This is a genomic window from Lactobacillus johnsonii ATCC 33200 (assembly GCF_000159355.1).
Classification (GTDB): Bacteria; Bacillota; Bacilli; order Lactobacillales; family Lactobacillaceae; genus Lactobacillus; species Lactobacillus johnsonii.
In genome coordinates, this window is the sequence record NZ_GG670120.1 from 900,461 (window position 1) to 920,130 (window position 19,670).

Sequence of the window (19,670 nt, forward strand, 5' to 3'; positions counted from 1 at the left end):
AACTTAATTAGTTTCTATCTTGCCTTATATTCATAAAAAAATCAAAAATGCCCTTAGTCTTATCCGACTAAGAGCAAATAGATAGCTTAATTTTCTAATTCTACATATGTTTTTACACTCTGCGATACTGTTTGATAAACAGTTGAAACATGCAGAGTATGATCTAAAAAGTCTTGTTTTTCTTCTTGAGACATAGAGCTGTCAAAAGAAACCGTAATTAACATTTCACTAACAACTGACTTTCCATGGCCGAGTTTAGTAGTAATTGCCTGATTTGTTACTTTAAAGTTCTTTACATCTAAATGATGTACATTTGCAATCATCCCTGCAGAAATTGAAATACAAGAGTTAACAGCACCAGCTAAATATTCTACTGGATTCGGGGCAACATTTTTATCACTTGCTGATTCATCAGCCATGAATTTATTTTTCTTTGTTCGATTTTCAATTTGCCAAGGAGTATCAGTTAATTCACTTTTTACTGTATATTTTGTCATTTTTTCTCTTTTCTAAATTAATCCATGTTTTACCAAATAATCATGAGCTACTTTAGCAGGTTTCTCATGCTTAACATTAACTTGATAATTCATCTGCTGCATTTCTTCAGTAGTAATTTTACCAGCTAATTTATTTAAAGCCTTTACAATTTGAGGATTTCTCTCTGCAAATTTTGTCCTCATTAGGGGAGCTCCCTGATATGGTGGGAAGAATTTCTTATCATCATCCAGCATCACTAAATTATACTTCTTAATTTCTGCATCTGTTGTATAGCCATCAACAACATTAGCTTGATTATTAGCAATAGCATGATAGCGAATGCTCGATTCAGTACTCTTAATTGAAGCAAAATCTAACTTATAGATTTTCTTTAAGCCGGGATAGCCATCTTTTAATGAGGTAAAGTCCGGATCAAAGGCTGCATGTACTTTTTTATTTACACGGTTTAAGTCACTCATCTTGGTCAAGTGATTGTCTTTAGCAAATTTTTGTGTTGTAGCTAAAGCATAACCATTCTGGTAAGCCATTGGCTTCAGATATTCCATATCAAATTGTTTCTTTAAGTCGCTTCTAGCTTCTACATAAACTTGATTTGGATCATTCCCGGTCTTTTTACCAGTTTTGACTAACGTTTGTAAAACTGTACCTGTAAATTCAGGATAAATATCAATCTTATCTGTTTGAAGAGCTTTGAATAAAAATGTGGTTCCACCAAAGTTAGGTTTTAAAACCACCTTAGTATTGGGGTCATTCTTTTCGATTAGGTCCTTATACATATTAATCAAAATAGCTGGTTCTGATCCCATTTTTCCAGCAATAGTAATCGTTTGCTTTGTTTCAGCAACATTTTTAGAGGTATTAGCATAATGGTTATACAGGCTACTTCCACCCCAAATTACTAAAGCCAAGGCAATTAGTGCACTTCCTACTTTTAAACGTTTATTATTTTTTGAAATGAATTTCAAAACGCCACTAAATATTAGAGCAAGCAATGCAGATAAAATTGCTCCCATTAAGACTTCAGTATTATTGTTTGAATTAATTCCAACGTATATATAAGTACCTAAGCCTCCGCCACCAATTAAAGCAGCTAAAGTGGCAGTACCAATAATCATAACTAGAGCGATCCGAATTCCTGCTACTATCATCGGCATAGCCAGTGGAATTTCTAGTCGCTGTAACTTTTTCCATTTAGTGAGTCCCAAGGCAGTAGCTGCTTCTTCTAGATTTTCGGGTATTTCCGTTAATCCCGAATAAGTATTTTGAAATATTGGCATAATTGCATATAGAACTAACGCAATGACTGCTGGCACGGTTCCGATTCCAACAAATGGTAGCAGTAAACCTAGAACCGCCAAACTAGGAATTGTTTGAATAATTCCCGCTATTTGAAGTGTAAATTCAGCAGCCTTTTTGTGACCTTTTAAAATAAAAGCCAGTGGAATTGCAATTACCATTGCAATCAGCAAGGCAATCAGAGAAATCTTAATATGAACAAGCGTGGTAGCCCAAATTTGTCCATGTTCAGTTAGTAACATCTGCCATAGTGATTTAATCATGTCCAGCCACCCACTTCAAAAATAAATTCCAAACTCTTTTTGGCTCAATTAAAAATTCACCAAACCTGGTCTCTGCAATAAACAAAGTATCTGGATGGTTAGAACAATCTTTAATTAAATCCTCTACGCTATCAACGTGATAACGAACAAGGGTATCCACTTTAGGATAGAATCGTGGATCTACACCCAATTCGCTCTTCAATAAAGTTTCAAGATCAAGTTTCTGATTAATCCGATTTCCTGCAAAAAATTCCTGTACAAATTTGGTAGCCGGATATCTTAAAATTTCTCTAGGTTTGCCAACTTGCTCTAAAACACCTTTATGCAGAACTCCAATTGTGTTTCCTAAACGAATAGCTTCTTGCATGTCATGTGTTACAAACATTACTGTTTTATTGAATTGCTCATGTAAATTAATAAGTAAGTCTTGTAGTTGCTTTCTTACAACTGGATCAAGAGCAGAAAAAGGTTCATCCATTAAAACAACTTCAGGATCCGCTGCTAAAGCTCGAACAATGCCAACTCGTTGTTGTTCACCACCTGATAGTTCACTCGGCATGCGATCACAATATAATTTTGGATCCAAATCAACCGATTTTAATAGCTCTTCCTGTTTTTTTCGCCGTTCTTTGCGATCAACACCTTCTTGCTCCAACACAATTGTAATATTTTCACCAACAGTTAAATTTGGAAATAAACTAGCTGTTTGCAATACATACCCAGTCTTTTCCCTTAGTTTACGCAAATTATATTCTTTTATTGGTTTATCATTTAGAAGAATTTGTCCCTTCGTTGGTTCAATAAGCCGGTTAAACATCTTTAGCAACGTTGTCTTTCCGCTCCCACTTGGTCCAACTAAAACAAAAATATCTCCTTTTTTCACTGCGAAAGAAACATCTTTTAAGATTTCTTGTCCATCGTATTTTTTTGAAATATTTTTATATTCAATCATCATTTTACCCTTATAAAAATAGTTATTTATATTTTCTCACTATTTATAAGAACTTGGCAAAAAGATTACATCTTTTTAAACAAAAAAATAAGACTGACGAAATAGTCAGTCTTATAGTTCCAAAGAAGCCTTATTATTTCTTCTTTGAGTTTTTATCTTCTTTTTGTAATTTTTGAGCCATGTTAATAATGTACTCACGTAAATCATCTTTAATTTGAGGGTGAGATAAACCATATTCAATTGATGTTTCAAGGTAACCTTCCTTGTTACCAACATCATGACGTTCACCATTAAATACATGAGCGAATACTCGTTGAGTCTTGTTCATAGTATCAATTGCGTCAGTTAATTGAATTTCGCCACCACGACCAGGTTTTTGATGTGCTAAAATATCAAAAATTTCTGGAGTTAACAAGTAACGACCAATAATTGCGTAGTCACTAGGTGCCTTATCCACGTCTGGCTTTTCAACAAAGGCCTTAACGTTAATTAAACCAGGTTCAATTTCGCTATCTGGATCAATAACACCATACTTAGAAACTTCTTCATGTGGTACAGGCATAACAGCAATAGTTGATGCATGAGTCTTGTCATAACGATCGATCAATTGCTTAGTTAGTGGAACCTTGTCATCCATCAAGTCGTCACCAAGCATAACAGCAAATGGTTCATCCCCAACGAAGCTACGAGCTCTTAAAATCGCATCCCCTAAACCAGCTGGGTGTGGTTGACGAGTGTAGTAAAGGTTAACACCTAAGTTAGTAATTGATTGGGTTAAGTGTAAAAGATCAGTCTTACCCTTTTCTTCCAAATCTTGTTCTAGTTCTGGGTTAGCATCAAAGTGATCTTCGATAGAACGCTTGTTTTTACCAGTAACGATCAAGATATCTTCAATTCCAGATTTTTTAGCTTCTTCTACAATAAATTGAATTGTTGGTTTATCAACAATCGGTACCATTTCCTTAGGCATAGCCTTAGTGGCAGGTAAAAATCTAGTACCTAATCCAGCTGCTGGAATAACTGCTTTTCTTACTTTCATTTTATTCTCCTCACAAAATAAGCTTTCCTTAGTGTATTTTACCAAACTTCTAGAAACTTATTTAGACAATTTACTATTTTTTTCTAAAAATTCTCAAAATCGGGCTACGACTGTATTCAATTTTTCTACCTTTTAATTCATCCCCTGTGGCATTAAGACAAATGCCAAGCAAAAGTAAAAATGAACCTACATTTAGCCATAACATAAAGATTATAAAAGAACCTACAATTCCATAGTTCTGCCAGCGCGTTCCGAATTGCCTCAAATATAAACCAAAGAAATAGGATAAGGCGCTCCAGCTCACTACGGTAAACCATACTCCAGGCCATACGATGCGCTTTCGTACAGTGATGTTGGGAATGACATAGTTAATATACAAGTTTATAATAACCATAACCAAAATTATAATCGGCCAACGATAATTTTCCAACTTATATACCCACCACAAGGATAGATTAAAAATTGGAGCCAAGAATTCCATAATCTGTCTACCAAAGGTAACAACAAAAATTATTATTGAAAAGCCAACTACCAAAATCACAGAGAGAACAAAAGTAAACGTTCTAGCAAGTAAATAGTTCCACCATGACTTACCTTTTTCTTTTTTATCAACGCCATAAATTTTATTTGCTGCTAAGCGAATTGAATTAACTAAACAACTTAAAGACCAAATAGCAATCACAATACCAAGAGAAATAAAACCACTGGAGTGTTTTTTCAATAAAGCATTGATAATTGGCATAATTAGACTTGAAATCTGAGATGGAAAAATCAATTCAAGATAGCGAGCAATTGGCTCAGTGTCGATATTAAGCAAAGGTAAAACATTTCCAATAATAATTATGATTGGAAAAATACTTAATAGCACATAATAAGCAATAATAATTGAAGTCTGATTTATCTCGCCTTGGCTAATATATTTAGATAATAACTGAAAAAACTCTGTTATACGGTTTTTAGTCTGATTGATAAAAGAATTCATGGTCTTACTATCTATTAATCTTCATCCAAAAAGTGAGGAAGATATTTTTCATAGCCATCATATGGCTTTTGCAAAGTTAAAATCTTTGGTCCATCTGGAGTAATTGCAAAAGTATGTTCAAATTGAGCTGCCTTCGAACCATCTGGAGTTGCATAGTAAACCCAATCATCATTAGGATCTGATACAGTTTTTTGTTCGATTCTCCAGTCTCCACCAGCTTCAACCATTGGTTCAACTGTAATAGTCATTCCTTCACGTAAACGCAAACCATGACCTGCCTTACCCCAGTGAGGAACTTCTGGATCTTCATGGATAGATGGTTGAATACCATGGCCTACAAGTTCACGTACATCACCATAGCCATTTTCATCTTCAACATAATTTTGAATAACGCTACCAATATCACCAATACGATTTCCAACAACCGCTTGATCAATTCCCATGTACATTGCTTTCTTAGTAACGTCCATTAATTTTTGGTCTTCAGCAGAAATTTCACCAACACCATAAGTAGTACATGAATCAGTTTCGTAGCCATCAACGTTGCAAGTAACGTCAACGCTGACTAAGTCACCCTCTTTTAGGATCTTACCTTTTCTAGGAATCGCATGAGCAATTTCATCGTTTACACTAATACAAGTTCCATACTTATATCCTTCAAAACCTTGTTCTGAAAGACGACCACCATGTTTTTTCATAAAATCTTGAGCAAATTCTTCAATTTCCCAAGTTGAAATTCCAGGTTTAATAACATCACGTAAACCTTCAAACATAGCTGCTAAAACGCGACCAGATTTTTGCATCCCTTGCAACTCGCGCTTTGATTTAATTGTTATCATTAAAAAGTCTCCTTTTTTAATTTATATACTCTTAGCATACCTTAAATAGGTATGATTTTGTAGTTATTAAGAAAGTCTCAACCATTCATTATAAAGCTTTTCTTAAATAATTTCTCTTAAGATTTACAAACTTCTATACTTCTTTAGTATAATAAGAGAAAACGTTATAGAAAGAAGTTTTTTGCATGAAAGCACAAATTGTCTTTGCCAGCATGACTGGTAATGATGAAGATATGGCAGAAATTTTAGAAGAAAACTTACAAGATGCAGGTTTTGACGTAGAAAATATTGACGTCAGTTTCGCAGATGCTAGCTCTTATCTTGATGCTGACCTTTGCGTAATGATTACTTATACATATGGCGAAGGCGTGATGACTGATGAATTAAAAGACTTTTATGACCAACTAATCACACTTGACCTATCCGGTAAAAAATTTGCTGTAATGGGTTCAGGAGACAAGACCTATAAAGATCACTATTGTGAAAACGTAGATGATTTTGAAAAAGCATTTATTAAATGTGGCGCTATCGAAGCAGCAAAACCAGTTAAAATAGAAAATGCAGTCGATGATGAAGACATTGCCTTAATTGATCAAGCTACTGAAGAAATAGTTGAGGCATTTAATGGCTAAAAATCACCCTAAAAGGAAGGGACAAAAGATTACTCAAGAGCAGTTAAGAGAACTCGGCAGTAAATTAGTTGCGAGACACCGAAATTTTTATGTTTATGTTATCTTCGGTTTTCTAGCAGCCGTTATCAATATTGCCTGCTTTCTTTTATTGCATAATATTTGGAAAATGCCTGTGATTTATGCCAACACAATCGCATTTATTATTTCTAATTTAGCCTCTTTTTCTTTTAATAAACATGGTGTATTCATTCAAAATGTCGATAAAAAGCATGGAGTAGTTTACCAAATTTGTTTATTCTTTATTTACCGAGTCATTAGTTTAGTCCCGGATAACTTAATTATGCTAGTTGGTATTTCTTGGCTTAATTGGAATGCATTTTTTGTAAAAATAATCGATCAAATTTTAGTAGGTATTTTCAACTATTTAACTACCAAATCAATTTTTCTTAATACTAGTGGTAAATTTGCTAAAAAATTTAAAGACTACTTTAATAAAAAGTGAACTAAAAAAGCTCCATAAAAATGGAGCTTTTTTAGTTAAAATCAACTGGTTTTTGATTATGTTCCTTGTCAAAATAATAAGCAATTGCATCCATAATCCGATCAGCTGCTTTTCCATCCCCATATGGATTTTTTGCATTCGCCATTTCAGTATATGCTTTTTCATCTTCAAGTAAACGTATCATTTCAGCACGAACCTTATCTACTTCGGTTCCTACAAGCTTTAAAGTTCCAGCTGCAACTCCTTCAGGACGCTCAGTTGTATCACGTAAAACTAATACTGGCTTACCTAGAGAAGGAGCTTCTTCTTGAACTCCACCCGAATCAGTCATAATAAAGTAGCTTTTTTTAGCTAAATTATGAAAATCAACTACATCTAGTGGTTTAATCAAGTGAATTCGCGGATCGTCACTTAATACCTCTTTAGCTACCTTTTGTACACGTGGAGACAGATGAACCGGATAGATAATTTCAACGTCTTTATGACTATCAACTACCTGTTTCATAACTTTAAAGACGCGTCGCATCGGTTCTCCTTGATTCTCTCTGCGGTGCATGGTAACTAAAACAATCTTACTATCTGGGTTAATTTCATCCAGAACATCGTGATGATATTCTTCTTTAACTGTCTGTTCCAAAGCATCAATGGCAGTATTCCCAGTCACATAAATATTATCAGCGGGATGATTTTCTTTAATTAAGTTTTGTTTGCTTAATTTAGTTGGTGCAAAATATAAATCAGTTAAATCATCAGTCATTTGTCGATTCATCTCTTCTGGAAACGGAGAATACTTATTCCAGGTTCTAAGACCAGCCTCCACATGGCCTAACTTTGTTTGTTCATAAAAAGTTGCTAAGCCAGCCGCAAAGCTAGTTGTTGTATCTCCATGAACCAAAACAATGTCTGGTTGCTCTTTTTTTATTACTTTAGCCATATCAAGAATTACTTTTGAAGTAATATCTTCTAATGTTTGATTTTTATGCATGATATTAAAATCATAGTCAGGTTTAATCTTAAAAATATCTAAAACCTGATCCAACATTTCACGATGTTGAGCACTTACGACTGTTATCTCTTCAAAACGATCATCTTTTTTTAGCTTCAACACTAACGGTGCCACTTTAATAGCTTCTGGTCTAGTACCAAAAACTGTCATTACTTTTACTTTATTCATAATTTATCCTTACCTTATATTTTGTATCTTCTACTATACCCCAATTAAATTTTCTTTGGTACTATTTGTCAAACTACTTTATACTTATATACTATAAGGAAAGTGAGCAATTTATGTTTAGTTTTTTATCTTTAGCTGCAATTTTAATTACCATTATAGTCTTTTGCTTAGTTTTCCTCTTTGGGAACTCTTACCCACAAAAAACTAAGCATGTTTTAATTGGAATTATTGCAATATTACTAATTATTTTTCTCTGGATTGTTTTAGAGATTTTTATTAACCCATTAAAATATGTTTAAGATGAATAAAAAAGCATTTCTTCTCATTAATTGAAGAAATGCTTTTTTCATGTATGACCCCGGTGAGATTCGAACTCACCTCTACGGTTTAGGAGACCATTGTTCTATCCAGATGAACTACGGGGTCAGGACTAGTTTCTACTTTAACATAAAAACTAGTTTTTCACTATCATAAATTTAGTATTGAGGTAAATAGAAATTCCGTTGATTATTATCTTGCTTAGCAATCTTATCTGCCGCAAAAACAAACGGCATCCAAATAAGAAGCGCAATTACCATATTAATGAGAGCCAGTACAATAGCACGCCAATCATAATTGCAAGCTAAGAACGGTCCAATAAGTGGCGGCATTACAGTTGGAACAAAAATTTGAACTGGATTAACTAAACCAGCCTGTGTAGCCCAATAAGCTAATGATACATTTACTAAAGGAGCTACAACAAACGGAATTAAATAGACAGGATTAAAAACAACTGGCAGACCGAAAATAATAGGTTCATTAATATTAAAAATTCCTGGTGCTACAGCCATCTTTGCTATTGTTCGATAATCTTTACGCTTAGAAAACATTAAAATGGCAATAATCAATACCAGAGTTCCGCCTGCTCCACCAAACCATGCAAAAACATTAAAAGAGTCGCGAACCCAAATATAAGGAACATGCTCACTATTTCTAACAGCTGTAACATTAATATTTTCTGGTGTCAGCCACAAAGAATCCATTACTGGAGTTAGCACACTTATACCGTTAATTCCAAAGAACCAGAAGATTTGAACCAAAAATGTAACTAATAAAACGACTCCAAAGCCCTGTCCTAAATTAACCAAGGGTCTTTGAATAGTAGTAAGCAGCCAATTACCAAAATAGGTTCCTGTAAGCCTTTGAAAAGCATAATTAACAAAACCTACAATAAAAATAGAAAGCAGAATCGGGATCAAAGTACTAAATGCAACCCATTCTGCATGCGGCATACTACTATCTACTTTTAGTCTAATTCTAGCCTTATAAAAGGTAATAAATAATGCCGTTCCAATACAGCCAAAGATAATAGCTGTAAATAGGCCCATTGTAGAAAATTGTTTGATATCAAAAGCATTTTTAATATCAACTACATCCCCATCAATGCGCAATTTAACAGAATCACTAATGCTCATTGCAAAAGCAACTAAAGAAGCGACAGAACCTGCAAATCGGTTCACTTCATAGGTCTTAGCTAGGTGATAACCCCAAGAAATTGCAAAATAAACCGCAAAAAGGGCAAATGTGCCTTCCCAAATGATGTTATCAATCGCTACTACAGGCTGCATTAAAGAATAAAAAGTATCCCAATGCATTTGTACTTTAGCTGCTCTAATTATGCTATTAAATAGCATTGCAATTGAACCAGCCATTGTAATTGGCAGTAAAGAAATAAAAGTATCTCGCATTGCAACTAGCCAGCGTACTTGAGCTAAACGCGATGCAGGTGGTAAAACATAAGTTTCTAGCCATTTAACTAAAGATGACATTATTTTTCTCTTCTATCCTTTCGAGGATGATATCCTTTATTTTTCTTATTGCGCCAACGCTTCTTTTTATGCTTAGGCTTAATTTTCTTTACTTTCTTCTCTTGAGTTTCTGGCTCTTCTTTTTTTCGTTTTGGCTTTTCAGTCGTTAAACTATACCCTGCAAAATATGCTCTTTGAACTTGGTAAGTATCAGATAGTAATTTTTTCAAGTCTCTAAAGTCATGATCGTCCCCAAGAGTGACAACAGTTCCTGATTTATTCATTCGGCCCGTCCTACCGCTCCGATGCAAGTAGGTATTTACTTCACTCGGAATTTCAAAGTTAATAACATAGCTAACATCAGGTAAGTCTAACCCACGAGCTGCTAAATCAGTCGCAAATAAAAACTTAATTCGTCCTGCTCTAAAATCACTAAGAATTTTTTCTCTATTTTGCTTACTAGTTTCATTACTTAAAACAGCAAATTTTGTCTTACTATGACTAAAAATTCGCACAAATCTCATTTCACTTTCTGTACTATCAAAAAAGAGAATACCCTTGAACTTATCTAACTTTGCCAACCGCTGCAAAAACTGCATTTTATATTCATTTGAGACTTGTAAAAAGCAATGTTTAACTTCAGATTTTTGCTCTGGTCGCACATCAATCAGTAAGAAAGTATGATTAAACAAATCTTCGGCATCTTTTGTTATTTCTGACTCTGATGCTCCAAAAAGTAAAATTTGAGCAGTTGAAGATAAATTTTGTCCTAATGAACTCAGTAAATCTAATTTTGTAAATTCTAAAATATCATCCGCTTCATCAATCACCAAGGCATTAATGTCTTGATACTTGATTCGGTTCTCTGATAAAAAGTCAAAAAATCTTCCTGATGTAGCAATTATTATTTCCGGTTTTTCCTTTTTTAAGCGTTCTAATTGTCTTTTTCTATTTCCTGCTCCAACTAATGCAATGGTTTTTAAACCTAATGATTTTGCATAAGGTAAAAGATTATTTCTGGTTTGGATCGCAAGTTCAGTGGTTGGTTCTAAAATAATGCCTCGACCACCAATTTCGGCAATTCGCTCCATTACTGGCAAACCATAAGCTAAAGTTTTACCGGTACCAGTCTTAGCTAAGCCTACGATGCTAGCACCATTACGAATAGCATCATATGTTCTTTCTTGAATTAAGGTTGGTTCATTTTTATGTTCTTTTTCTAAAACTTGTGTAATTGCGTTTGAATACATTTTATTTCCTCTATTGTGTTCCTTGCTGACCATATAATTGCTCGTACTGTGTATTAGTACCAATATAAGCAAACATAGTTACATCCCGTTCGAGATTATCTATATTTTTAACTCTTCCATTTTGAGTGTAACACCAAAAAGCATAGTGTCGTCTATCTTTTAAACTTGCTCCCGTATATAAAAACCTTGTTCCTTCTGGAAAATAATTATGATAACGGTAGTCACCAGCTATCATTACTCTTTTTCCAAGATTATTTATCATTTGAGCAAAAATTCCCATGCACTTCCAATATGACTTAGTCAAGTGACTAGCAGCTGGCACAATCATAACAGGCAAACTTCCGGTGTTAATTCCAACTTTATTCAAAAAGTATTGGTATTGTTCTTGATTACTCGTTTCATCACTATAAGCAATAATTGTACCAAAGTTTAAGTTAGTTCCTTGAATTTGATCCCGATAAAGTAAGTAATTATCGTCAAAATAAGATTTTCCTTGTGTTGACCTCAAATATACAAAAGAAATACCATTTTTTTCTAACTTATGTAAATCAATGTAATCTTTTGTTTGGTCTAGTTCAATGCCTAATACACTCATATTTGAGCCACGAGGAACAGTTGTATTTTGTCTCATATTAAAGTATCCCCATACTAGTCCTGAAAAAGCTAGAATGAGTAAAATAATAATACTTGGGAAAGTATATTTATGTCGATAACGATGCATTTCAGTCCCTCCATTAGCTATTTTAACGAACTTCTTCTTTCTACACCACTTTCATTAAGATTTAGTATAAAATGATATCATTACTAAAAGTTATAGATATATCGAAAGGAAAGTACAATCTTGAAAAGACAAATTAGCTTTGGTCAAGCCCTAGCTACAGTCGTTGGAACTGTAATCGGTGGGGGCGTTTTTTTCAAAATAGGAAGCATTAGTTATGAAACCGGCACTCCCTCATTAACTCTTTTCGTCTGGATTTTAGCCGGTATTGTTTCCATCGCTTCTGGCCTCACCGTATCTGAAATTGCAGCTGCTCTTCCAGTTACTGGGGGCTCTATCAAGTACATTGAGTATACTTATGGAAAAGTTTGGGGCTTTTTATTTGGCTGGGCTCAAATGCTAGTCTATTTCCCTGCCAATATTGCAGCTTTAAGTGTAATATTTGGGCAACAATTTGTTGTTTTATTTAATTTACCTGCTAAATACGCGACTTTAATTGGTCTACTGCTCGCCATCTTTTTAATGGGCTTAAACTTTATTTCTACAAAATTTTCGACCCGAATGCAATCAGTCATGACTATTCTTAAGGCTATCCCAATTGCTTTAATTGTGCTTTTTGGTCTTTTTAATTCAAGCAAAGTCGATATTAACTTATTCCCTTTAAGCGCTGGGCATAATACATCTTTTTGGACAGGCTTAAGCGGTGGTTTACTTGCGGCTTTATTTGCTTATGATGGCTGGATTAACGTAACTAATTTAGCTGGTGAAATTGAAAAGCCTGAGAAGAATCTATCAAGAGCTATTATCATCGGTCTATCTGCTATTACTTTAATTTATGTATTAGTCAACTACGCTTTTTTGACTGCTATTCCTTTTAAAGAAATTATCGGCAATCAAAATACTGCTTATTTAGCTTCGTTAAAACTATTTGGCAGTTTAGGCGGTAAATTAGTTACTATTGGAATTTTAATTTCAGTTTATGGCGCAATTAATGGTTTTATGCTTACAGGAATGAGAATACCTTATACTTTAGCACAAAATAAAATGTTACCATTTTCCGATAAAATTAGTCGCACTAATGTTAATACAGGTGTGCCTACACTAAGTGCACTAATTATTCTTTTCGTATCTTTAATAATGATTATACTAGGGACTTTTGATCTCTTAACCAACATGCTTGTCTTCGTCATGTGGACCTTTACCACCTTAATTTCAATTGCAGTGGTAATTTTGCGCTACCGCGAACCTAAACTAGAACGTCCTTATGTTGTTCCTTGGTATCCTATTGTCCCGATCATCTCAATTGGTGGTGGTTTATTCATTGTGATCAGTACTGTAATTAATGAATTCTGGCTCTCAATAACTGGCATCGGTCTAACGCTATTGGGCCTTCCTATTTATTACTATATGAAAAAACAGAATAATCGCCAACAATAAAGCTCATAGATAAAGGGTTGAAACTTCCACTAGCTAAGGAGAAAGTCTCAACCCTTTTTAATTTTATGATAAATATATTTTGAATGATTAACGGTTTAAGTTTGCTTGAATAACTTCTGGTTTTAAAACACCAACATAAGGTAAATTACGATATGCATTTAAGTAGTCTAATCCATAGCCAACTACAAATTCATTTTCAACTTTTGAGCCATAGTAATCTACAACTACATCATCTTCACGGCGTTCTGTTTTATTAAGAAGCGCGCAACACTTTACACTCTTTGCGCCACGTTCAATTAATAGATCCTTCATAAATTTTAGAGTATGACCAGTATCAACAATATCTTCAACCAGTAATACATCTCTACCCTTAACATCTGCTTGAACGTCAATATCTAATCTAACTTTACCAGTTGATTCAAAGCCATCACCGTAGCTTGAAACATCCATAAAGTCATTTTGCATTTTTACATTCATATGGCGTGTTAAATCAGTCATAAAGTATACAGCACCCTTTAGTACCCCAATGACTAATGGAAACTTACCAGCATAATCCTCAGTTAATTGCTTACCTAGTCTTTGACAAATCTCTTCGATGTCATCTTGACTAAATAAAACACGATCAATAATGTTGTCAATATTATCACTATTTTGCATTTTAACCCTCTATATCCTTTTATAAATGCGTTGTTAATAGTAGAATTATAACATTTAATTAGACAAAAAAGCACCTATCTTGAGGTGCTTTTTCCGATTATTTATCTTTTTCTTTATCATTTTGATCGCTATTTTCTGAATCATCATTTTCACTGGCTTGATCGATCTTAGAAACGATGAACCAACGCATGAATCCTTGTTCAATGTTTACTAGCTTAAACTTAAAGCCTTCTAAATCAACAGACTCACCACGTTTTAAATTAGGATAGTGTTCCATCATATAACCACCTATGGTAATAATATCACTATCTTCGAATGCTTTCAGCTTAGTATGGAAGTAGCGTTCAAAATCATATAAAGTAGTCTTTCCTGAAACATGGATATTTCCATGATCATCGCGGACAATATATTCGTCTGAAACATCATCGATTTCATCCTTAATTGATCCGAAGAGTTCTTCATAAATATCTTTATCAGTTACAATCCCACTTGTTCCACCATACTCATCAACTACTAAAACAATTGGTGTGTGCTTTTTAATCATTAATTTCAAAATATCTTGAATTAACATTGATTCAGGCACAGTAATAATCGCTCTAATAATTCTAGTAATCGGAACATTAGGATTTTCCTGATCTTGACTTACGATATCATAAGCATAAACGTATCCTACAACATCATCTTTATCATTATCACGCACAACTGGGAAACGGCTAAAGCCATCTTTAATATATTTTTCTAAAGCTGTTTTTACATCATCAGCCGCATTTAAAACTTGAAGTTGAGTACGGTCTGTCATGATATCTTTAGCAACTTTATCATTTAATTCAAAAGCACGTTCCATGTACAAAAGATCGTCTTTATCAAGTGAGCCGACAGTTACAGCGTTACGAGATAAACGTAAGATTTCAGATTGTGAATAAACCTCACTTTCTTCATCAGCTGACTGCATCCCTAATAAATGAAGCAATCCATTAGCACTGTGATTAAGTAACCATACAAATGGATATACAATCGTATGGAAAGCAGCTAAAGGAGTAACGACTGCCATTAAACACTTAACGGGCATGTCAATAGCAATATTCTTAGGAACAATTTCAGTTACAACAACCTCTAAATAAGTTAGCAATACAACACCTAAAGTTGCTCCTAATACTCCGCTAGTCTTTGCTCCAAACCAAGGTGTCATTTTAAACGCATCAGTCAATAGTTCTTCAATAGTTCCTTGACCAATCCAACCTAAAATAACACCAACTAAAGTAGTACCTACTTGAGTGGTAGACAATGACTCATTCAAATTATGAACCATATGTAGAGCACGCTTTAGTTTCTTAGGGTTGCCTTGACCGTTTGCCAGCATATCTTCTAGCTGACTCGATCTAGTCTGCACTAAAGCAAATTCAGCAACAACAAAGAAAATTGCAATTAAAAACGTTATGAAAATAACAATTAAATTAGTAGTTATAGTACTTGTAGACAAGTGATCTTCACCTTTTTATATATTAAATAATTATATCTCTATTTTAGCATTATTTTGCTGAATCAGGGATCCAGTTTGCAACTAATCCGGGATGATTATAATTTTCTTCAATATTACTTGAAACTTGCTTGTTATAGAACTCGGCTGGTAGTTCTACTTTATCGCGTAAATTATGTTTTAAATCAATAAATCCTAACTTCAAAAACTTCTTATTTCTAATCTTAAAATGATAGCCTGTAAAGTAAGCTTTACTTCCTGGAATTTTTTTACAATCTGCCAGACTGAACTTCATTACTACATCATTTAATTTAATAAAGGCATAATAATCATTTTTACCAAGGTAGGTAACTTCTTGCCTCACTGATATCTTTTTATAAACGGAAGGCAAATGAGACGGAGTCTGAATATCAGCTACATATTTAAACATCTCGATTTCTTCTGGATCATAATATTTATTAGAAAAAATCTGAGCATCATACTCTCTAACCATTGCCGTTAAATAATGATTTTCTTTGACATATTCTTTTGATTCCTTATTTTTAAAATAAGCTATCCCCAGAAAAGTTACTAAAAATACGGTTGTCACCCCAAATAAAGTATAAGTAATTTTATTATGTACGCATAAAAATGGAATCAATCCAACAAAAAAAAATTATCCCTAAAATTAAAATATAGCCTGGCAATGTGTAATTAAACCATTTATCCCAATTAGCCCATTGCTCAGGAGAAACTAATAACATCATTCTTCTTCTCCTTTATTTTTTATAATTATGTCATATTTTAATCTAATTTTAAATAAGAAAATAAAAAACTCTTAAAGAATTCATCTAACAAATTAGCTAGACTTTAACTTCTTCAAGAGTTTCTTAACTAGATATCTTTTTTAATCTTTAAAACTTCATCTAACGGTACACGTTTAGACTTATAATTATTGATTGTTGCCTTCTTATTCGGATATCCTAAACCAATACCAATTCCAATTGATTCATCTTCTGGTATATCCAAATATTTTCTTATTACATCTGGGTACTTAACAAAAGCATGAGCTGGCATTGCACTTAAACCACGATTATTAGCAGCTAACATCAATGTCTGCGAAAACGCACCTAAGTCAAAAATTGACCAAGCTGGAGATTTTTTAGGAATAGTCAAAAATACTACCACAGGAGCGTTAAACAATTTTATTTGAGCTTGATCGAAAGCATCAGATTCACCACGTAAAAAGTAATCTAAAGTTTCACTCATCGTTGCCATATTCTTACTTGGAAACGTATCCCACTCAACTTTTAGCAATGAAACAAAATCTTCATGTGGTTCTTCATGAGCCAAGACCTTCTCCTCATGATCTTTTCTTATTGCTTTTGCAACCTCACCTTCAGCCACATAAATTCGCCATGGTTGTGAATTTAGTAATGATGGTGTTCTTTGCGCCTCTTCGATTATCTTAATCACAGTTTTTTCGCTTACTCTTTGATCAGTAAACTTTCTTGTTGCATGTTCACTTGCTAAAACATCTTTAAAATCCATCTCATCATCCCTTCCTACAATATCTTTTATTTATTAAAATTACACTTACTTTCCTCAATATATTATAACAATAAATGTCACACTAACAATACAATGATTTTTTAATAACTACAATTAAAAAAGATCGGAAATTAATCCGATCTTTAAAAAATAATATCTTTATTCTAAGCCATTCCATTGCCATTCAGTAACTTCAGGCATATCTTTACCGTTATCACGGATATATTGGTGATGTTTAGCAAGCAAACTATCCATTTCATCAATGAAATCCACATTCTTTTCATTTAGCTCAGGAATACTTTCTACTACATCTTTTGCTAAGTCATAGCGATCCATGTGGTTTAAAACACGCATATCAAAAGGAGTGGTAATGTCACCATTCTCTTCATACCCATGAATATGCACATCATCTTTACCACGACCGCGATCAAACCAAATTGATTCCATCATTGGCTTAAATCCATGCCATGCAAAGATAACTGGCGTATCTTTAGGGAAAAGACGATTGAATTCTTCATTACTGATCGCATTTGGATTCTTTTCTGGGGACATTAACTTCATAACATCAATCACATTAATATAGCGAATCTTTAAGTCTGGGAATTTCTTATGAAGTAAATCAATGGCAGCTAAAGATTCAATTGTTGGTTCAGTACCAGTTGAAGCAAAAACAACATCTGGCTTAGCGCCCTTATCAGTTGATGCCCAGTCAACATAGCCAAGACCTTTATCAACTAATTTCTTAGCTTCTTCAATTGAGAACCATTGAGGACGAGGTTGTTTAGAAGTTACTAACACATTGATGCATTCGCGATCTCTAAATGCCTTATCAGATACAGCAAGAAGTGAATTAGTATCTGCTGGCAAGTATTCGTGAATTAAATCTGGACGATTCTTTTCATACAAATGAGTTAACATACCGGGATCTTGGTGAGTATAACCATTGTGGTCTTGCTGGAAAACAGTTGAAGTATCAACTAAGTTTATGGCTGGATAATCATGTCTCCAAGATTGTTCTTTGGCTTTTCTCAACCATTTCATATGTTGAGTAAGCATTGAATCAACTACACGGCCAAATGCTTCATAAGTAGCAAAGAATCCATGACGACCAGTTAATACATATCCTTCAAGCCAGCCTTCATCTTGGTGTTCTGACAATTGTGAGTCAATTACACGACCCTCGTGAGCCAAGTTTTCATCGTTTGGAGTATGAATACTTTCCATCCATTGACGTTTTTGATTATCTAAAAGTTGGAATAAACGATTAGATTTAGTTTCATCCGGACCAAAACCACGGAAATTAGTTGGGTTCAATTCAGACATCTTGTCTAAATATTTTGCCCATTCAGCCATATCTTGTTTTTCGACAGATCCCGGTTTATCAAATTTAACTGCAAAGTCGCGGTAATCAGGCATATTTAAGACTTTTGGATCAATACCACCATTGGTTACTGGATTCATAGCCATTCTTTGGTCGCCTGATAAGGTATTTTCTTTAACGATATCTTTTGGTGAGCCATCTTCATTGAATAATTCTTCTGGCTTATAACTTTCCATCCAATCAGTAAGCATTTCTTTATGAGCCATGTCATCTTGAGCAACAGGAATTGGAATTTGGTGAGCACGGAAACTATTTTCAATTGGATTGCCATCTAGATCAAATTTTGGACCAGTCCAGCCCTTAGGTACTCTAAAGACAATCATTGGCCACTTCACTAAGGAATCATCTTTGTTTTCACGAGCATGCTTTTGAATAGCCTTAATCTCCTCAACAACTTCATCCATTGTCTTGGCCATTTCTTGGTGAACTTCCATGTGGTCTTTATAACCATTAAATTCACCGTCTTTATATGCAGAAACAAAGTATGGCTTCCAACCCATTCCTTCAAAGTACTTAGTTAAGTCTTCATCACTCATTCTAGAAACGATAGTTGGATTAGAAATCTTAAAGCCATTAATTTGCAAGATAGGAATAACTGCACCATCTTTAATTGGATTAATGAATTTACTTGAAAACCAAGAAGCAGCAAGTGGACCAGTTTCTGATTCACCATCACCAATTTCAACTGCTGCAATTACGTCTGGATTATCTAAAATTGCACCAACACCATGAGACAGTGAATATCCTAATTCTCCACCTTCATGGATTGATCCAGGGGTTTCTGGAGCAGCATGAGAAGCAACTCCACCAGGAAAACTGAATTGCTTAAATAACTTAGCCATTCCCTTTTCATCTTGGGTAATTTCTGGGTAGCGTTCAGTATATGAACCATCTAAGTATGAATTAGATACCATTACTTGACCACCGTGACCAGAACCTTCAATATAGAACATATTTAAATCATATTTCTTAATTGCACGATTTAAATGTGCATAAATAAAGTTTTGTGGCACAATTGTACCCCAGTGACCGATTGGCTTAGGTTTTACATCTTCTGCCTTTAAGTCTCTCTTAAGTAAAGGATTATTCATTAAAAATAATTGTCCCACTGATAAGTAGTTAGCTGCACGCCAGTATGCGTCAACACTCTTTAAGTATTCTTGAGAATCGTAATTTACTGCCATAGCTATATCTCCTTGAAATAGTTTTCATTTGTTTATTACAGTACTTATCATATAGCATCAAGTGCAAAAATT

Annotated in this window: 17 protein-coding genes, 1 tRNA gene and 1 pseudogene; 3 read left to right on the forward strand and 16 right to left on the reverse strand. The window is 34.1% G+C overall.

The features are described from left to right. Nucleotides 1–86: 86 nt before the first annotated feature. The 6 genes from HMPREF0528_RS04340 to map all read right to left on the reverse strand — a co-directional run bounded on the left by HMPREF0528_RS04340 (nucleotide 87) and on the right by map (nucleotide 5,869). On the reverse strand, nucleotides 87–497 hold the full coding sequence (locus HMPREF0528_RS04340) for an OsmC family protein (protein ID WP_004895403.1): 411 nt from the start codon (nucleotides 495–497) through the stop codon (nucleotides 87–89). Nucleotides 498–509: 12 nt separating this feature from the next. Further along, nucleotides 510–2,057 carry an ABC transporter permease/substrate-binding protein gene (locus HMPREF0528_RS04345; RefSeq protein ID WP_004895404.1) on the reverse strand — a complete coding sequence of 516 codons (1,548 nt, stop codon included), beginning with the start codon at nucleotides 2,055–2,057 and terminating at the stop codon, nucleotides 510–512. Continuing rightward, nucleotides 2,050–3,012 (reverse strand): ABC transporter ATP-binding protein, encoded by a 963-nt coding sequence (locus tag HMPREF0528_RS04350; protein ID WP_004895405.1) that lies wholly within the window; start codon nucleotides 3,010–3,012, stop codon nucleotides 2,050–2,052. Before HMPREF0528_RS04350 ends, HMPREF0528_RS04345 begins: the two co-directional genes overlap by 8 nt. Before the next feature lie 130 nt (nucleotides 3,013–3,142). Further along, nucleotides 3,143–4,048, reverse strand: a complete 906-nt coding sequence (galU, locus tag HMPREF0528_RS04355) for a UTP--glucose-1-phosphate uridylyltransferase GalU (protein ID WP_004895406.1) — start codon at nucleotides 4,046–4,048, stop codon at nucleotides 3,143–3,145. 73 nt (nucleotides 4,049–4,121) lie between these two features. Next, nucleotides 4,122–5,030: a YihY/virulence factor BrkB family protein gene (locus tag HMPREF0528_RS04360; protein ID WP_004895407.1), complete on the reverse strand. Its 909-nt coding sequence runs from the start codon at nucleotides 5,028–5,030 to the stop codon at nucleotides 4,122–4,124. Nucleotides 5,031–5,044: 14 nt separating this feature from the next. Next, nucleotides 5,045–5,869 (reverse strand): type I methionyl aminopeptidase, encoded by an 825-nt coding sequence (map, locus tag HMPREF0528_RS04365; protein WP_004895408.1) that lies wholly within the window; start codon nucleotides 5,867–5,869, stop codon nucleotides 5,045–5,047. A 185-nt stretch (nucleotides 5,870–6,054) separates the two neighbouring features. Between map and HMPREF0528_RS04370 the strand changes: the two genes are divergently transcribed. Next, nucleotides 6,055–6,501, forward strand: a complete 447-nt coding sequence (locus tag HMPREF0528_RS04370; RefSeq protein WP_004895409.1) for a flavodoxin — start codon at nucleotides 6,055–6,057, stop codon at nucleotides 6,499–6,501. Continuing rightward, nucleotides 6,494–7,003: a GtrA family protein gene (locus tag HMPREF0528_RS04375; protein WP_004895410.1), complete on the forward strand. Its 510-nt coding sequence runs from the start codon at nucleotides 6,494–6,496 to the stop codon at nucleotides 7,001–7,003. The genes HMPREF0528_RS04370 and HMPREF0528_RS04375 overlap by 8 nt, the downstream gene beginning before the upstream one ends. A 31-nt stretch (nucleotides 7,004–7,034) precedes the next feature. Here HMPREF0528_RS04375 and wecB read toward each other — a convergent pair whose 3' ends face one another. The 5 genes from wecB to HMPREF0528_RS04405 form a co-directional block, all read right to left on the reverse strand. Then, complete coding sequence (wecB, locus tag HMPREF0528_RS04380; RefSeq protein ID WP_004895411.1) at nucleotides 7,035–8,177, reverse strand: non-hydrolyzing UDP-N-acetylglucosamine 2-epimerase; 1,143 nt, start codon at nucleotides 8,175–8,177, stop codon at nucleotides 7,035–7,037. Nucleotides 8,178–8,530: 353 nt separating this feature from the next. Further along, nucleotides 8,531–8,603 (reverse strand) — tRNA-Arg (locus HMPREF0528_RS04390). Nucleotides 8,604–8,653: 50 nt separating this feature from the next. After that, nucleotides 8,654–9,985, reverse strand: a complete 1,332-nt coding sequence (locus HMPREF0528_RS04395) for a PTS sugar transporter subunit IIC (RefSeq protein ID WP_004895413.1) — start codon at nucleotides 9,983–9,985, stop codon at nucleotides 8,654–8,656. Then, complete coding sequence (locus HMPREF0528_RS04400; protein WP_034525146.1) at nucleotides 9,985–11,214, reverse strand: DEAD/DEAH box helicase; 1,230 nt, start codon at nucleotides 11,212–11,214, stop codon at nucleotides 9,985–9,987. The genes HMPREF0528_RS04395 and HMPREF0528_RS04400 overlap by 1 nt, the downstream gene beginning before the upstream one ends. Nucleotides 11,215–11,224: 10 nt before the next feature. Beyond that, entirely contained in the window at nucleotides 11,225–11,935 is a 711-nt protein-coding gene (locus HMPREF0528_RS04405) for a GH25 family lysozyme (protein WP_004895415.1), read from the reverse strand. Nucleotides 11,936–12,055: 120 nt separating this feature from the next. Here HMPREF0528_RS04405 and HMPREF0528_RS04410 point away from each other — a divergent pair, with 120 nt between their 5' ends. Next, on the forward strand, nucleotides 12,056–13,369 hold the full coding sequence (locus HMPREF0528_RS04410) for an APC family permease (protein WP_004895416.1): 1,314 nt from the start codon (nucleotides 12,056–12,058) through the stop codon (nucleotides 13,367–13,369). Between the two features lie 87 nt (nucleotides 13,370–13,456). Here the strand turns inward: HMPREF0528_RS04410 and hpt are convergent, their stop codons facing one another. The 5 genes and pseudogenes from hpt to HMPREF0528_RS04435 all read right to left on the reverse strand — a co-directional run bounded on the left by hpt (nucleotide 13,457) and on the right by HMPREF0528_RS04435 (nucleotide 19,598). Further along, on the reverse strand, nucleotides 13,457–14,026 hold the full coding sequence (hpt, locus tag HMPREF0528_RS04415) for a hypoxanthine phosphoribosyltransferase (RefSeq protein ID WP_004895417.1): 570 nt from the start codon (nucleotides 14,024–14,026) through the stop codon (nucleotides 13,457–13,459). A gap of 97 nt (nucleotides 14,027–14,123) precedes the next feature. Next, complete coding sequence (locus tag HMPREF0528_RS04420) at nucleotides 14,124–15,506, reverse strand: hemolysin family protein (RefSeq protein WP_004895418.1); 1,383 nt, start codon at nucleotides 15,504–15,506, stop codon at nucleotides 14,124–14,126. 49 nt (nucleotides 15,507–15,555) lie between these two features. Beyond that, nucleotides 15,556–16,246 (reverse strand): annotated as a pseudogene (locus HMPREF0528_RS04425) (hypothetical protein). Nucleotides 16,247–16,376: 130 nt separating this feature from the next. Then, nucleotides 16,377–17,033: a nitroreductase gene (locus tag HMPREF0528_RS04430; protein WP_004895421.1), complete on the reverse strand. Its 657-nt coding sequence runs from the start codon at nucleotides 17,031–17,033 to the stop codon at nucleotides 16,377–16,379. Between the two features lie 159 nt (nucleotides 17,034–17,192). Beyond that, nucleotides 17,193–19,598, reverse strand: a complete 2,406-nt coding sequence (locus tag HMPREF0528_RS04435; RefSeq protein WP_004895422.1) for a phosphoketolase family protein — start codon at nucleotides 19,596–19,598, stop codon at nucleotides 17,193–17,195. Nucleotides 19,599–19,670: the final 72 nt, after the last annotated feature.

What these genes read in the sequence shown, in the direction of transcription:
- HMPREF0528_RS04350 (WP_004895405.1), bottom strand. Translation starts at nt 3,012, where the DNA reads ATGATGATTGAATATAAAAATATTTCAAAAAAATACGATGGACAAGAA.
- HMPREF0528_RS04375 (WP_004895410.1), top strand. Translation starts at nt 6,494, where the DNA reads ATGGCTAAAAATCACCCTAAAAGGAAGGGACAAAAGATTACTCAAGAG.
- HMPREF0528_RS04360 (WP_004895407.1), bottom strand. Translation starts at nt 5,030, where the DNA reads ATGAATTCTTTTATCAATCAGACTAAAAACCGTATAACAGAGTTTTTT.
- HMPREF0528_RS04370 (WP_004895409.1), top strand. Translation starts at nt 6,055, where the DNA reads ATGAAAGCACAAATTGTCTTTGCCAGCATGACTGGTAATGATGAAGAT.
- galU (WP_004895406.1), bottom strand. Translation starts at nt 4,048, where the DNA reads ATGAAAGTAAGAAAAGCAGTTATTCCAGCAGCTGGATTAGGTACTAGA.
- hpt (WP_004895417.1), bottom strand. Translation starts at nt 14,026, where the DNA reads ATGCAAAATAGTGATAATATTGACAACATTATTGATCGTGTTTTATTT.
- wecB (WP_004895411.1), bottom strand. Translation starts at nt 8,177, where the DNA reads ATGAATAAAGTAAAAGTAATGACAGTTTTTGGTACTAGACCAGAAGCT.
- HMPREF0528_RS04430 (WP_004895421.1), bottom strand. Translation starts at nt 17,033, where the DNA reads ATGGATTTTAAAGATGTTTTAGCAAGTGAACATGCAACAAGAAAGTTT.
- HMPREF0528_RS04435 (WP_004895422.1), bottom strand. Translation starts at nt 19,598, where the DNA reads ATGGCAGTAAATTACGATTCTCAAGAATACTTAAAGAGTGTTGACGCA.
- map (WP_004895408.1), bottom strand. Translation starts at nt 5,869, where the DNA reads ATGATAACAATTAAATCAAAGCGCGAGTTGCAAGGGATGCAAAAATCT.
- HMPREF0528_RS04405 (WP_004895415.1), bottom strand. Translation starts at nt 11,935, where the DNA reads ATGCATCGTTATCGACATAAATATACTTTCCCAAGTATTATTATTTTA.
- HMPREF0528_RS04340 (WP_004895403.1), bottom strand. Translation starts at nt 497, where the DNA reads ATGACAAAATATACAGTAAAAAGTGAATTAACTGATACTCCTTGGCAA.
- HMPREF0528_RS04345 (WP_004895404.1), bottom strand. Translation starts at nt 2,057, where the DNA reads ATGATTAAATCACTATGGCAGATGTTACTAACTGAACATGGACAAATT.
- HMPREF0528_RS04400 (WP_034525146.1), bottom strand. Translation starts at nt 11,214, where the DNA reads ATGTATTCAAACGCAATTACACAAGTTTTAGAAAAAGAACATAAAAAT.
- HMPREF0528_RS04395 (WP_004895413.1), bottom strand. Translation starts at nt 9,985, where the DNA reads ATGTCATCTTTAGTTAAATGGCTAGAAACTTATGTTTTACCACCTGCA.